The 13,435-nt window shown below is 71.6% G+C and carries 14 protein-coding genes and 2 tRNA genes; 12 read left to right on the top strand and 4 right to left on the bottom strand.

All coding sequences use genetic code 11. The features are described 5' to 3' along the window. Positions 1–27 precede the first annotated feature (27 nt). Entirely contained in the window at positions 28–393 is a 366-nt protein-coding gene (locus tag H4W81_RS10270) for a YybH family protein (protein WP_192774593.1), read from the bottom strand. 97 nt (positions 394–490) lie between these two features. Between H4W81_RS10270 and H4W81_RS10265 the strand changes: the two genes are divergently transcribed. From H4W81_RS10265 to H4W81_RS10240, 6 genes are all read left to right on the top strand, one after another. Beyond that, positions 491–1,375 (top strand): LysR family transcriptional regulator, encoded by an 885-nt coding sequence (locus tag H4W81_RS10265; protein WP_192774592.1) that lies wholly within the window; start codon positions 491–493, stop codon positions 1,373–1,375. Between the two features lie 249 nt (positions 1,376–1,624). Continuing rightward, positions 1,625–3,043 (top strand): hypothetical protein, encoded by a 1,419-nt coding sequence (locus H4W81_RS10260; RefSeq protein ID WP_192774591.1) that lies wholly within the window; start codon positions 1,625–1,627, stop codon positions 3,041–3,043. 44 nt (positions 3,044–3,087) lie between these two features. Next, a tRNA-Lys gene (locus H4W81_RS10255) sits at positions 3,088–3,160 on the top strand. Positions 3,161–3,180: 20 nt separating this feature from the next. Further along, positions 3,181–3,252, top strand: a tRNA-Pro gene (locus tag H4W81_RS10250). Between the two features lie 210 nt (positions 3,253–3,462). After that, complete coding sequence (locus H4W81_RS10245; protein WP_192774590.1) at positions 3,463–3,864, top strand: hypothetical protein; 402 nt, start codon at positions 3,463–3,465, stop codon at positions 3,862–3,864. 98 nt (positions 3,865–3,962) lie between these two features. Continuing rightward, positions 3,963–4,889: a helix-turn-helix transcriptional regulator gene (locus H4W81_RS10240; RefSeq protein WP_192774589.1), complete on the top strand. Its 927-nt coding sequence runs from the start codon at positions 3,963–3,965 to the stop codon at positions 4,887–4,889. Positions 4,890–4,908: 19 nt separating this feature from the next. On the opposite strand, the gene H4W81_RS10235 is transcribed toward H4W81_RS10240, so the two are convergent. Continuing rightward, positions 4,909–5,772, bottom strand: coding sequence for an ROK family protein (locus H4W81_RS10235; RefSeq protein ID WP_192774588.1), 864 nt, complete (start codon positions 5,770–5,772; stop codon positions 4,909–4,911). Here H4W81_RS10235 and H4W81_RS10230 point away from each other — a divergent pair. Genes H4W81_RS10230 through H4W81_RS10210 form a run of 5 tightly spaced genes read left to right on the top strand, consistent with a single transcriptional unit; the run spans position 5,726 to position 11,332 of the window. After that, positions 5,726–6,916 (top strand): ABC transporter substrate-binding protein, encoded by a 1,191-nt coding sequence (locus tag H4W81_RS10230; RefSeq protein WP_192774587.1) that lies wholly within the window; start codon positions 5,726–5,728, stop codon positions 6,914–6,916. The genes H4W81_RS10235 and H4W81_RS10230 overlap by 47 nt on opposite strands. Continuing rightward, positions 6,913–7,749, top strand: coding sequence for a carbohydrate ABC transporter permease (locus H4W81_RS10225; RefSeq protein WP_318781639.1), 837 nt, complete (start codon positions 6,913–6,915; stop codon positions 7,747–7,749). Before H4W81_RS10230 ends, H4W81_RS10225 begins: the two co-directional genes overlap by 4 nt. Continuing rightward, entirely contained in the window at positions 7,739–8,560 is an 822-nt protein-coding gene (locus H4W81_RS10220; protein ID WP_192774586.1) for a carbohydrate ABC transporter permease, read from the top strand. Before H4W81_RS10225 ends, H4W81_RS10220 begins: the two co-directional genes overlap by 11 nt. A gap of 10 nt (positions 8,561–8,570) precedes the next feature. Continuing rightward, positions 8,571–9,914, top strand: coding sequence for an alpha-L-fucosidase (locus H4W81_RS10215; RefSeq protein WP_192774585.1), 1,344 nt, complete (start codon positions 8,571–8,573; stop codon positions 9,912–9,914). Further along, positions 9,911–11,332 carry a M81 family metallopeptidase gene (locus H4W81_RS10210; protein WP_192774584.1) on the top strand — a complete coding sequence of 474 codons (1,422 nt, stop codon included), beginning with the start codon at positions 9,911–9,913 and terminating at the stop codon, positions 11,330–11,332. The genes H4W81_RS10215 and H4W81_RS10210 overlap by 4 nt, the downstream gene beginning before the upstream one ends. Before the next feature lie 244 nt (positions 11,333–11,576). On the opposite strand, the gene H4W81_RS10205 is transcribed toward H4W81_RS10210, so the two are convergent. Then, entirely contained in the window at positions 11,577–12,143 is a 567-nt protein-coding gene (locus tag H4W81_RS10205) for an NADPH-dependent FMN reductase (protein WP_192774583.1), read from the bottom strand. Between the two features lie 87 nt (positions 12,144–12,230). Here H4W81_RS10205 and H4W81_RS10200 point away from each other — a divergent pair, with 87 nt between their 5' ends. After that, a complete protein-coding gene (locus H4W81_RS10200; RefSeq protein ID WP_192774582.1) occupies positions 12,231–12,695 on the top strand; it encodes a MarR family winged helix-turn-helix transcriptional regulator in 465 nt (154 codons plus the stop codon). A 12-nt stretch (positions 12,696–12,707) separates the two neighbouring features. Here the strand turns inward: H4W81_RS10200 and H4W81_RS10195 are convergent, their stop codons facing one another. Continuing rightward, positions 12,708–13,370, bottom strand: a complete 663-nt coding sequence (locus H4W81_RS10195; RefSeq protein ID WP_192774581.1) for a hypothetical protein — start codon at positions 13,368–13,370, stop codon at positions 12,708–12,710. Between the last annotated feature and the right edge of the window lie 65 nt (positions 13,371–13,435).

Below are 13,435 nucleotides of genomic sequence, written 5' to 3'. Positions count from 1 at the left end.
CGGAGATCACGCAGCCAGGGCGGCGCGTCAGCTGGTGGGGGCGCGGAACTCGGGCTGGTCGAGCACGCGCAGCCAGCTTCCGTCGGGCTGGCGGCGGACGACCTGCGCGCGGGCGCCCGACCCGTCCTTCGGCGGGGTCGAGGTGAGGGCGAGGTCACCGCTGATCAGCGTCGGGAGCGGCTGCTCGGGCTCGAAGCGGGGACGGTTGGCCAGCACCATCTCCCACAACGCGCGGATCGCCTCGCGGCCCACCGTCTGGCTGCCGGGCGGGTAGGCCATGACCGCGTCCGGCTCGTAGAGCGCCGCGACTCCGGCCGTGTCACCGGCGTTGGATCGCTCGACGAACAGGCGGGTGATGTCCTCGGGCCGCATGGCCTTCTCGTACTCCGTCATGGTTCCCCAAGGTCTCGTGCTTTCGGTGCTTCCAGCCTGGCCTGCCGTCCACCAGAAGTCCAACAGATTGAAATGCTAGGAACTAGAATTGACTCTTATGGAACTGAGGCAGCTGGAGTACTTCGTCGCGGTCGCCGAGGAGCGGAACTTCACCAGGGCGGCCGAGCGGGTGCACATCAGCCAGTCCGGCGTCAGCGCCCAGATCCGCCAGCTCGAACGGGAGCTCGGCGCCGAGCTGTTCGACCGGTCGGCGCGCACCGCCACCCTCACGGTCGCGGGCAAGGCGGCACTCCAGCACGCCCGCGCCGCGCTCGCCGCCGCCGCGGCGCTCGGCCAGGCGGTGGGCGAGGTGACCGACCTGATCAGGGGCAGGCTCACGGTGGGGATGGTCATCGGCTGCACCATCACCCCGCTGTTCGACGCGCTGGCCGCCTTCAACCGGGCGCATCCCGGCGTGGAGATCTCGCTGCTGGAGGACAACTCCGACCGGCTCGTCGAAGGAGTCCGCGCGGGCGCCGTCGACCTGGCCCTGGTCGGCACCGCGACCGCCACCCCCGACGGGCTGGACGCACTGACGATCATCAGCGAGCGCCTCGTCGCGGTGGTCCCCGGCGGGCACCCTCTGGCTACGCGACCGGGCGTCACCCTGCGCGAGCTGGGCGCGTACCCGCTCGTGTGCATGCCGCCGGGCACCGGCCTGCGCACGGTGTTCGACCGGGCCTGCGCCGCGCAGAACCTCCAGCCGGTGATCGCGCTGCAAGCCGGCGCCTCGGACGCCATCGCGGACCTGGCCGCCCGCGGGCTCGCCGTGGCCGTCCTCAGCGAGTCGATGGCCGCCCACTACCGTGACCGGCTCACCGCGGTCGCCATCGACGACGTCGACCTGCCCGCGGTGCTCGCACTGGTCTGGAGGAGCACGCGCAGCCCCGCCGTGCGCGAGTTCCTCGTCCATGCCCGCCGGGCCTTCGCGCTACCCGGTTGACCTCTCTTGGCCGCCGGATCGCACCGAGCGCGAACGCAGGTGGACGGACGCGCGCCTTGCGGACAGCACCTGGGAACGGCTCCCCAGCCAGACGCGCCAAGGCTCCTCGGCGCGTGTCAGCGGTCCCGATCAGCGGACCCGGCCAGTGGACCCGGCCAGTGGACCCGGCCCAGCGGTCCCGGGCAGGCGCCCTGGCCAGTGGTCCATAATCCGGTCGCACCCAAGAGGACGTGCCTGGATGATGGCCGCATGAGTATCTTCAGGAAGGAGCGCGACAAGTCCCGCCACCCCGAGATCCTGGCCGAGCTGCACGCCTCGCTGGACCGGCGGTACCGGCCCGAGGACGTGGCCGACCTGGTGCTGGCGCTCCTGGCGGGAAAGCTGACGCGGCGCGAGCGGGTCGTGCTCGAGCGCGCCGCCAAGCACTCCGCCCGCCGCCAGGAGTGGTTCTCCTCGATGTCGGCCGACTACGCCCGCCCGGTGGGCGGGGCCCGGCAGGTCGCGGCGGCCAACCGGCTGTTCGAGCAGGATCTCGCGGTCGACGCCGACGACCCGGCGGCCCTGCTGGAATTCGCCTCGCGCACCGGCGAGCCCATCGGATGGGCGCCCGAGCGGACCGATTTCCTGGCCGACCGGCTCAACAGGGAGGCCCGCGAGGCGGCCGGGATGGACATCTCCAAGCGGCAGTACAACCGCCGCTTCCGTGTCCTGCGCCGGATCGCCGGCAAGGCGGGCGTGCTAGGCGTCGAGCACGACAAGCGCCGGCTGCTCCTCATCGGGGTGGCCGGGTTCGCGGCGGACATCCCGCTGGAGCGGTTCCGGGCGGATGTCGCCGCCGCGTGCTTCGTCGCCTACTACACGGCGCGGCGCAAGCTGCGCAGGGAGTTCAGCCTCTCCGGCCGGGAGAACCCGTTCGACGAGATCGCCCGGATGCTGCTCGACCGCTGCGGGACCGGTGCGGACTGGTGGATGATCGCACAGGTCAGAGCCACTCCTGACGTGCTGGCGCGACTGACCGACGAGGAGCGCGGACGCCTGCTCGGGCAGTGGTCGGCGGTCATGCGGGCCAGCGCGGATCTCCTGCGCACCCGATGGAAGGACGGCACCGACCGCGAAGCGATGATCGTCGCGCGCGGGGACGACTCCACCACGTGGAACAACCTGGCCGTGGCCTACAACGCCGCCCGTGCCGGATGGCTGGCCTGCCTCCAGTCGCTCGACGCGCTCGACCTGCTGGACGTGGCATGCCCCGGCAAGGTGATGCGGCTGATGGCGGCGGACCTGGCGGCGTGGCACCGCGGCGCAGGCGGCGACGTCGATCCGAACACCGCGGTGTGGGCGCGGCTGCCGCTGCCGTGGCGGGTGCTCGACGGGTCCGAGACGTGCGCGCGGGCCGACGTCGAGGCCGCCTGCCGTACGGCCGGGCTGGATCCCGTGACCTCGGGGTGGACCGCGCCCGCGCCCCGGCGCGGCGTCGCGGTGTTCCGCCCGACGCCGGAGCTGGTCCACGGGGTGAGCGTCGCCGACCCCGTGTGGGCCGCGCTGCTGCGCCGGGCGGGGGTGTTCAGCGGCGGACCGGTCAAGCCGGAGCTGGCGGCGGAGGCCGCGCACGGCCTCGCGTCCGGGGTGGTGGTCAGCGACCTGCCCGTCAAGGACGCCCCGGCGTAAACCGGTGGCGTCCGCGGCGGGAAGGTCGGCAGACTGGCCCTGACTCCGCTGTAGTTCAGAGGTAGAACGCCCGGCTCTTCCTCCGGGTGGGCGCCGGTTCGAGCCCGGCCGGCGGAGTGGGAGACAATGAGAGCGGCCTCGCTGTAGCTCAGTGGTAGAGCGCCCGGCTCGGGACCGGGTGGACGCCGGTTCGAGCCCGGTCGGCGCGGCCCCTCTCACCTCCAGCCACGATCCGCGGTGGCCGCCATCGACGGCGGACGGATGAAAGTTTCACGGCTCGTTGTCACGTGCGCACCTCCGCCGTGAAACTTTCAGCCAGCCTGAGACGGCCGGGCGCCGTACGGGGCTAGGCTCGGAGATCTCGGACGTGAAGGGATCTGATCATCAGCGACTCGTATCCCCCATCGCAGGATCCGCCGGTGCGCCGCCGCGTCACCGAGGCGGCGATCCTGAACTCCCGCGACCAGAGCAAGGCCGACGTCGTCCAGTGGACCTGCCCGCACGGCGAGCACGCCGGTCGCGGCTGCGTCGCCTGCTACCACGCCTCCGCCGAGGCCGATCCGGCGTTGCCGCTGTGGGAGGTCGCGGCCTGGTTCACCACCGCGCGGCCGATCCCGATCAGGGCCCTGCAGGACGTCCACCGGCACGACCGCGATCTGGCGCTCACCCAGCCGTCGACGCCCCTCGTCTACCTGCTGAGCGGGCAGGTGAGGGCGGCCCTGGGCGCGGAGGCGGTGGCCGGCGTGGTCGGGTTCCTGCTGCAGAACCGCCACATCGTCGAGGAGTTCACCGTGACGGAGATCCGCGCCGCCCACTCCTGACCGCCCCCACGCCGGGGGTGGCAGGCGCAGGGAACCCGGCGGACGGTGAATAGGATGCGGAGGCGTGGACGTGCGGCACGTCCCTCAGGGAGGTGGCGTTGAATCTGGCCGGCCTCGGGCTGACCGCCGAGCAGGAGCGGGTGTACCGCTACTTCCTGCGATCACCTCACGCCGACCTCGACGCCGCCGCCGCCCATCTCGGCATCCCGCACCTCTCCGCCGTCCTCGACAGGCTCAGGACACTGGGCGTCATCGACGACAGCCTGGCCGCGCTCTCCCCGGCGGTCGCCGTCGCCCAGCTCATCCGGCGCCGCATGGAGCAGACCTCACGCGAGCTCCATCAGCTCAGCGCCGCCTGGGACATCGTGCGCGACCTGGCGGAGGAGCAGCGCAGCGGCCGCCCCGTCGAGCTCGTCGAGCGGATCGAGGGGGTGGAGAACGTCAACCGGCGGATCAGGGAGTTCTCCTCCGCAAAGGAGGTCATGAACATCAAGAACGTCGTGTCGACCCTGCGGCGCGACGACGAGAAGGTGGTGCGCTTCCGCAAGCGGCTGTCGGCGGGTCTGGTGAGCAGGAGCCTGGTTCCCGAGGCGACGCTGGCCGACCCCGAGCAGCTGGCTCTCGCGCGCGAGGGGCACACCCTGGGAGACCTGTGCCGCGTCAGCACCGAATGCGCCAGGCAGGTGCTCATCATCAGCCGGTCGGTCGCGTTCGTGCAGATCGACCCCGCCGACAGAACGGCGGGGGCGCTGCTGATCCGCCAGCCCGGCGCGGTCGCCGTCCTCGTCGACATGTTCGAGGGCATGTGGGCCCGCGCGCGCGACCTGAACGAGCCGCAGCTCGCCCCCATCGAGCGGCAGGTGCTCCAGGCGCTCGCCCTGCACGACAAGGACGAGACCGCGGCCCGCGCGCTGAACATCTCCGTGCGCAAGTTCCGCACCCATGTGGCCGAGCTGATGGACCGCCTCGGCGCAGGCAACCGCTTCCAGGCCGCGCTGCTCGCCAAGGAACGAGGCTGGCTGTAACACGGCCCCCGGCTCGTGGTCAGCGGGAGGCGACGGTGGCGGAGAGGACGAGGGCGGCGGCCCCCCGGGCGTGGGCGCTGTCGTCCCACGGCCGCACCATGATCTCCAACCCCGACAGCACACCGCCCTCCACCGCGGGCCGGAACCCCTTCTCCAGGTACGGCCACAGCACGTGGCTCTCGCCGATCACCGTCAGCGCCCGTACGGCCAGCACGTTCACCACCCCCGCCGCCGCCTGCCCCAGCGCCGCGCCCGCCTCGGCCATCAGGTCGCGGATGCCCGGCGCGTCCACGGCGGCCAGCCGGTGGAGTTCGGCCACCGGCACGACCTCGGCGGTCAGCCCCCGCGCGTGTGCTCGGGCGGCCAGCGCGTAGTCCGCCGCGTAGGTCTCCAGGCAGCCGCGCCGCCCGCACACGCACGGCGGCCCCGCGGCGTCGATCGGCACGTGCCCGAACTCCCCCGCCACCCCGTCGGGGCCCCGGTGGATCCGCCTGCCGAGCACGATCCCCATGCCGATGCCGCCGCCCACGGCCAGCACCAGGAAGTCGTCGTGGTCGCGGCCGGTGCCGAACAGCAGCTCGGCGGTGGTGCTGGCGCGGGTGTCGTTGTCGATGAGCACGGGGACGGGCAGGCGGTCGGCCAGCACCGGCTGGAGCGGCAGGTCCGACCAGCCCAGGTGCGGCGAGAGCCGTACGACGCCCTTGGCCGGGTCGATCACGCCGGGGACGGCCAGCCCGATGCCGCGGATCCGGTCACCGGTGTCCGGGTCGGCGAGCTGTTCCGCGCGCACCGCGACGAGCTGCTCGACCGGGTCGGCGCGCGGGTCGAAGGGCAGCGTGAAACGGCGCACCTCGCTGCCGTTGAAGGACGACGGCACGGTCACGCTCGACTGGGAGATGTGGGCGGGCAGCGAGGAGGAGAAGGCCCAGCTCGACCACCTGGCGCAGCTGGTCTCCAAGCAGCATCCGAACATCAGGCTCCAGCTGCGGACCGCGCCGTTCAACGCCTACTTCACCAAGCTGCAGACCGAGTTCGCCGCCGGCAAGCAGGCGTGCGTCGTTTCGATGCAGAGCCTGCGCCTGGGTGCCTACGCCGACCTCCTCGAGCCGCTGGCCGCCCCCGAGGGCTTCGCCCCGGCCTCGCTCGACGCGCTCAAGATGGACGGCAAGCAACTCGCTCTGCCGTACGACCTGTCGCCGATGCTCCTGTACTACAACAAGGACGCCTTCGCGAAGGCGGGAGTCGCCGAGCCGAAGGCGGGCTGGACGATCGCCGACTTCGAGAAGGCCGCCAAGGCGCTGAGCACCGGCGGCAAATCCGGGTTCGGGATGTCCTTCTCCGACCTGCACACGCTGTCGCTGCTGCTGTCCTACAACGGCGCCAAGCCGGTCACCGACGACGTGAAGCTGCAGATGGACAGCCAGCCGATGATCGACGCGGTCACCTGGTACGCCGGCCTGGGCGCGAGCAAGTCGGCCAGCGTGCCGGCCGGCTCCGCCGAGGCGGGCTGGGGCGAGACGCAGTTCGTCAACGGCAACGCGATGATGGCCGTCGACGGCTCGTGGAACATCGGGTCCACCATCAAGGACGCGAAGTTCAAGGTCGGCATCGCGCCGCTGCCGGCGGGCCAGGCCGGGTCCAAGACCTACGTGGCCAACTCGGGCTTCGGCGTGGCCAAGGGCTGCGCGTACAAGGAGGAGGCGATCAAGGCGGTGTCCGTGCTGAGCGGCAAGGAGGCCCAGGCCTACCTCGCCGGTCAGGGCCGCGGCTTCCCCGCCAGGACCGAGCAGCAGGCCGCCTACGAGGACTTCCTGGTGAAGCAGAACCAGGACAAGGCCGCCGACGTGCAGGCCGCGATGTCCGCGGTCAAGGAGGGTCTGGCCGGCGGCGTGCCGCTGTTCACCACCAAGAACTGGGACGACGTGACCAAGCTGATGGCGCAGCACCTGCTCCAAGTCTACACCGGCGCGCAGAGCGCCAAGGAGTCGCTGGCCACCATCCAGCAGCAGGGGGCGCGCGGGCAGTGAGATCACGCGAAGAGTGGAGCGCGCTCGGGTTCGCCACCCCGAGCGTGCTCGGGCTCGGGCTGTTCACGCTGTTCCCCGTCGGCATGGCCGTGGTGATGAGCTTCTTCGACTGGCCGATGCTGGGCGAGAGCGAGTTCATCGGGCTGGAGAACTTCCGCTACCTGTTCGGCGAGGATCCCGACTTCCTGTCGTCGCTGCGCAACACGTTCGTCTTCACCGGCCTGTACGTCCCGCTGAACATCCTCGTGGCGCTCGGACTGGCGTTCTGGATCAGCAGGTCGCGCTGGCAGAACCTGTGGCGGGTGCTCTTCTTCATCCCGGCGATCACCCCGATGGTGGCCAACGCGGTGATCTGGAAGCTGCTGTTCCAGCTCGTCGGGACCGAGCCGAACCTGCTCGCCGACGGCAGCACCGCGCTGCTGTCGGTGGTGGCGATGAGCGTCTGGCAGGGCTTCGGCTACAACATGATCGTGTTCTCGGCGGCGATCAACGAGATGTCGCCGTCCGTCCTGGAGGCGGCCTCGCTCGACGGGGCGACCGGATGGCGCAAGCTGATCGGTGTCCAGCTGCCGCTGATCTCGCCCGCGCTGTTCTTCGCCACCACGATGACCGTGATCAGCTCGATGCAGGTGTTCACGCAGCCGTACATCCTCACCGCGGGCGGGCCTGGCAACGCCACGGAGACGCTCGTCATGACCGTCTACCAGGCCGGCTTCCAGTCGCGCGAGCTGGGGCTGGCGGCCGCGGGAGCGTGGGTGCTGTTCGCGATCATCCTGGGTGTGACGGCCGTGCAGTTCCTCGGCCAGAAGCGGTGGGTGCACTATGAGAGCTAAGAGCGTCGTCTCCCACGTGCTGCTGGCCGCGGTCACGCTGGCCTTCCTCTACCCGCTGATCTTCGCGGTGGCCACCGCGCTGAAGCCCGCGGGCGAGACGTTCGCCGACCCCGGCTCGCTGGTCGGGTCGCAGATCCGCTGGCAGAACTTCGCCGACGTCTTCAGCTACGTGCCGTTCCAGCGCTACATCCTCAACGGCGTGCTGGTGGCCGGGGTCGGCACGCTCGTGGTGCTGGCCGCCTCCGCCCTGTCGGCCTACGCCTTCGCCTCCCTGCGCTGGCGCGGCCGCGACGGTGTTTTCCTGGTGTTCCTCGCCACGCTGATGGTGCCGCAGGAAGTGCTGGTCGTGCCCATGTTCATCCTCATGCAGGCGTTCGGCTGGGTGGACACCTACCAGTCGCTGATCTTCCCGTGGGCGTTCACCGCGTTCGGGACGTTCCTGCTGCGGCAGTTCTTCCGGGCGGTGCCGCGCGAGCTGCAGGAGGCCGCGCGCATCGACAGCGCGGGCGAACTGCGGATCTTCCTCCGGATCATGCTGCCGCTGGCCAGGCCCGCGCTCGGGGTGCTCGCGGTCTTCACGTTCATCTCCTACTGGAACAGCTTCCTGTGGCCGCTCATCATGATCAATGATGTGACCGCGCGCGGCACGGTGCCGCTCGGCCTCCAGCTGTTCTTCGGCCAGAACGGCAACCAGTGGCACCTGGTGATGGCCGCGTCCATCGTGTCCATCCTGCCGACGCTGTTGCTGCTCATCGCCCTGCAGAAGCATCTGGTCAAGGGCATCGCCACCGCCGGTCTGGCCGGCCGCTGAAAGGATCGCAGTGTTGCTTTTCGACCGCCGTGTCGGCCCCGACCTGGGCGCCGACTACCCGGCGAGGGACGTGCCCGACTGGTACAGGGACGCCAAGTTCGGCGTCTTCGTGCACTGGGGGCTGTACTCGGTGTCCGCCTGGGCGACCCCCCGGCTGCCGGGCGAGCACGTGCCGGTGGAGCTGGAGTTCAGCCACCACCAGTACGCCGAATGGCACGCCAACACCGTCCGCATCCCCGGCTCGCCCGCGCGGGTCTTCCACGAGCGGGAGTACGGCGTCGGCACCTCCTACGAGGACCTGGCCGACTCCTGGACGGCGGAGGCGTTCTACCCTCAGGGCTGGATGCGGCTGATCGCCGACTGCGGCGCGCGTTACGTCGTGCCCACGGCCAAGCACCACGACGGGTTCTGCCTCTGGGACACCGCCACCACCTCGTTCAGCAGCGCGCACCGCGGGCCGCGCCGCGACCTGATCGCCGAGATGGCGGCCGCCGCGCGCGCGGCGGGACTGCGGTTCGGGCTGTACTACTCGGGCGCGCTCGACTGGCACGTCTCCGACTTCCCGCCGATCCAGTCCATGACGGACCTGTTCACGCTGCGCCGCAACGACGAGGCCTTCGCGCGGTACTGCTTCGACCAGGCCATGGAGCTGATCGACGCGCACGCCCCCGACATGCTCTGGAACGACATCGACTGGCCGGACTCGGCCAAGGCGGCCGGGCCGTACAGCCTGCAGACGCTGTTCCGGCTCTACTACGAGCGGGTGCCCGACGGCCTCGTCAACGACCGGTGGGGCGTCCCGCACCTGGGCTCTCGCACCCGCGAGTACGTCTCGGAGGAGCAGACCTCGCCGTGGGTGTGGGAGGCGACGCGCGGCCTCGGCCGATCCTTCGGCTACAACAGGGCCGAGGACGACCGGCACCTCCTCGGGCCGAAGGAGCTGGTCCACCTGCTGGTGGACACGGTCGCCAAGAACGGCAACCTCCTGCTCAACATCGGCCCGCGCGCCGACGGCTCGCTGCCCGAGTCACAGGTGGACCGGCTGCGCCGCCTGGGCGCCTGGCTCGACGCGCACGGCCACGCGATCTACGGCACCAGGCCGTGGGCCCGGCACGCCGAACCGGCCGGTGACCCCGTCCGCTACACGGCCGCCCCGGACGGCACGCTCCACGTGATCGCCCTGGACCCGGCGGCCGGGCGGCTGCGGCTGGCCGAGGACCTGGTGGCGCCCGCCAGGGCCACCGCCTCGTGGGGCGAGGGCCCCGCCGACGTCGACAGGTCCGGAAACGTCACCGTCCCCGAGGGCCTGCGGGGACTGCCGGCCGCCGTCCTCACGCTGGAGCCTCGGTCATGACCTGGCGCGTGGCGATGTGCGGGATCGGGACCGAGTCGAGCACGTTCGCGGAGCACCGGACCACGACCGCGGACTTCACCGTGTGGCGCGGCGGCGAGCTCGCCGCCCGCTACCCGTTCCTCGATGACGTCGACGGTGTGGAGTTCGTGCCGCTGATGGTGGCCAGGGCGCTGCCGGGCGGCCCGGTCACCGCCGAGACGTACGACGCGCTGGAGAGGGAGTTGCTCGACCGGCTCGCCGCGGCGGGCCCGTTCGACGCCGTCTACCTCGACCTGCACGGGGCGATGCACGTCGAGGGCCGCTTCGACATCGAGGCCGACCTCGTGGCCGGGGTCAGGTCGGTCGTGGGCGAGACGTGCCTGGTGGCGGCGTCGATGGACCTGCACGGCCAGGTCTCCCGGCGGTTCGCTCGGCTCGTGGACCTGCCGACCGCCTACCGGACCGCGCCGCACGTGGACGTCGAGGAGACGCGCGAGCGCGCCTGCCGGCTTCTGGCCAGGTGCCTGGCCGAGGGGATCAGCCCGGTGCGCGCCTGGGTGCGGGTGCCGCTGCTGCTGCCCGGCGAGAAGACCAGCACCCGGCTGGAGCCCGCGCTGTCGCTCTACGCCCGGCTCGGCGAGATCGACCGGCGTCCCGGCGTGCTCGACGCCTCCACCTGGGTGGGGTACGCGTGGGCGGACGAGCCGCGCAGCTCCGTCGCGGTGCTGGTCTCGGGCACCGCCGAGGCGGCCGTGCGGGAGGCGGCCGAGGCGCTGGCGCGCGCGTGGTGGGCGGCCCGCGACGGCTTCGCGTTCTGCGTTCCCGCGGGCACCCCGGAATGGGCCGTCGGGCAGGCGCTGCACTCCCCCGCCCGGCCGTACTTCGTCAGCGACTCGGGCGACAACCCGACGGCGGGCGGATCCGGGGACGCCACCGCGATGCTGTCGGTCCTGCTGGCCACACCCGAGCTGGCCTCCGGGGCGCGCACCGCCGTCTGGGCCTCCTGCGTGGCCCCCGAGGCGGTGGCCGCGTGCGTCGCCGCGGGCGAGGGGGCCGACGTCGACCTCCGGCTCTCCGGCGAGCGCCTTCGCGGTACGGTCACCCGCCTGCTGGCCGGCGATCCGGTGGGCGGCGACCTGGCGGTGGTGCGCTCGGGAGGCGTGTCGGCGGTGCTGACCTCGCGGCGCAAGCCGTTCCATTTCGTGGCGGATCTCACCGCGCTCGGGCTGGATCCCGCGGCGCACGACGTGACCGTGGTGAAGATCGGCTACCTGGAGCCCGATCTGTACCGCGCCGCCGCCGGCTCGGTCCTGGCCCTGACCCCTGGCGCGGTGAACCAGGACCTGCTCGGGCTGGTCTACCACCACCTGAACCGGCCGATCCACCCTCTCGACGAGGGATTCTCGCCCGATCTCACCCCCGAGCTGTTCCGCGGCTGAACGCGGATCAGCGGGCGGCGGAGGGGTGATCCCTCGCGGCAACCTGATCCCGCTTACAGGACACTTCACCCGCAAAGGGGCGTCTGGGATGGGCCTGACCAGCGCGATTCGCCCTCTCGTGCACGGCCGCCGCCCTGATCCTCCTGCTCGCGATCGGCGCCCGCCGTGCGCTGCCGGCGAGGATGGAGCGCCCCGCCCGCCAGGACTGAGGGCGCGCCGCACGCCTGCCACGGCGAACGGCGGGTCACGCGGGGAGGCGCATCGCCGAGAGCGCCTCGGTGAGCCGGCGCAGCTCGTCCAGCATGCCGTCGGCCGAGGCCGTCAGGTCGTCGTCGACGATCAGGCGGCCGTTGGCGTCCATCATCTGGCGGCGGAAGACCGCCACGGCGTTGCCCGCGGGGACCATGCGCAGCTTGACCAGCACCGGCTTGATCATCTCGACCGCGCGCAGGCCGCCGGACAGGCCGCCGTAGCTGACGAACCCGACCGGCTTGTGCGCCCACTCGCGGTACAGGAAGTCGAGGGCGTTCTTCAGCGGCGCGTTGAAGCAGTAGTTGTACTCGGGCATCACGAACACGAACGCGTCGGCCGCGTCGATCCTCGCGCTCCAGTCCTTGGTGTGCTGGTGCACGTACCGTCCCGTGGTCGCGTCCTCGGGCTCGTCCAGGAACGGCAGCCCCACCTCGGCCAGATCGACGAGCTCGACGTCGAAGCCGCCATGGCGGACGGCGTGGGCGGCGGCCCAGTCGCCGATGGTCCGTCCGATGCGGGTCGGCCTGGTGCTGGCGACGATGACCTTCAAGGTGGGCATGGCCTGCGCTCCTCCGGATGTGGTTTACGTGTAAACCAAGCGTGCCCGGCTTTTGTTTACATGTCAACAAGCGATAATGTGGACGGCATGGCCGACCCACGCTGGCTTGACGACCGCGAATTCCGGGCCTGGCTCGGCTACCGGCGCATGCGCCTGCTCCTCGACGCCCGGATCTCGCGCGACCTCCATCGCGACTCCGGCCTCTCGGACGCCGACTACGACGTCCTCTCCGCCCTGACCTCGAGAGACGACCGGCGCTGGCGGCTGCAGGAGCTGGCCGACCGCATGCTGTGGTCCAAGAGCCGCCTGTCCCGCCACATCAGCCGGATGGAGGAGCGCGGCCTGGTGATCAGGGAGGAGTGCGCCACCGACGGCAGGGGCGCGGTCATCGTCCTGAGCGAGGGCGGCTGGCGCGCCATCCGGGATGCCGCGCCGATGCACGTCGAATCCGTCCGCCGGCACCTGATCGACCTGCTGACCGACGAGCAGCTCGAGACCCTGGGCGACATCGCCGACCTCGTGCTGGAGCACCTCGCGGCCGACGACGACTGAGCGAGGAGCCGGCTAGCGGATCTCCGCCTCAGGGAAGACCCACTCCGGCCGCCAGGCGAGCAGGACGCCGAGGGCGGCGTACCCGATGAGCAGGTGGGTGGCCCCGACCCAGCGGCCGGCCTCCTCGCCGGCCACGGCGAACGTCGGCACCGTCACCGCGGCCCAGCTCTCGGCAACCAGGGGCCACCAGCGCAGCAGGCCCCGCCAGCGGCCGGCCACGGCGAGCTTCACGCCGATCACGAACATGCCGAGCATGGACAGCGGCCAGAAGACGTCGAGGACGGCCAGCCACACGTCGTCCTGGACGCTTTCGGGAAGCACGCCGTGCAGCAGCGACCAGAGGCTCGCCAGCCCGAGCAGCACGGCCTCGACCTTGAGCATGATCCGGGAGGCCCGGGTGAGGCCCGTGGCCATGGTCCAGAACTGGACGGTCAGCAGGGCGAACACGCCGAGCTGGAACGTCAGGGCGGTCAGATCCCCGACGCGCGCCTCGAAGCCGTCGTTGACGGTGCCGTACAGGTAGATGCTCGTCGCCCACGCGACGGTACCCGCGGCGAGCGCGAGGCCGCGGCGGCGGACGGCGGCCAGGGCGATGGGGGGCTCGGCGGGGGCAGGCCGGTCGGCCGGCACGTCGGTGCGGGCTCTGGCCGGGGTGGTGCTGAGATGGGCGTCCACGGTGGTTCCTTTCTGTTGGCGGCACCAGACTCGTGGCGGGCCGCCCCGGGCTCGCAGAGCTCGGT

This window comes from Nonomuraea africana (assembly GCF_014873535.1).
In the GTDB taxonomy this organism is placed as follows: Bacteria; Actinomycetota; Actinomycetes; order Streptosporangiales; family Streptosporangiaceae; genus Nonomuraea; species Nonomuraea africana.
This window is presented reverse-complemented; position numbering and strand designations above follow the sequence as displayed.

Coding starts and splice junctions, on each gene's coding strand:
- H4W81_RS10270 (WP_192774593.1), bottom strand. CDS start 393: ATGACGGAGTACGAGAAGGCCATGCGGCCCGAGGACATCACCCGCCTG.
- H4W81_RS10265 (WP_192774592.1), top strand. CDS start 491: ATGGAACTGAGGCAGCTGGAGTACTTCGTCGCGGTCGCCGAGGAGCGG.
- H4W81_RS10260 (WP_192774591.1), top strand. CDS start 1,625: ATGAGTATCTTCAGGAAGGAGCGCGACAAGTCCCGCCACCCCGAGATC.
- H4W81_RS10220 (WP_192774586.1), top strand. CDS start 7,739: ATGAGAGCTAAGAGCGTCGTCTCCCACGTGCTGCTGGCCGCGGTCACG.
- H4W81_RS10210 (WP_192774584.1), top strand. CDS start 9,911: ATGACCTGGCGCGTGGCGATGTGCGGGATCGGGACCGAGTCGAGCACG.
- H4W81_RS10205 (WP_192774583.1), bottom strand. CDS start 12,143: ATGCCCACCTTGAAGGTCATCGTCGCCAGCACCAGGCCGACCCGCATC.
- H4W81_RS10200 (WP_192774582.1), top strand. CDS start 12,231: ATGGCCGACCCACGCTGGCTTGACGACCGCGAATTCCGGGCCTGGCTC.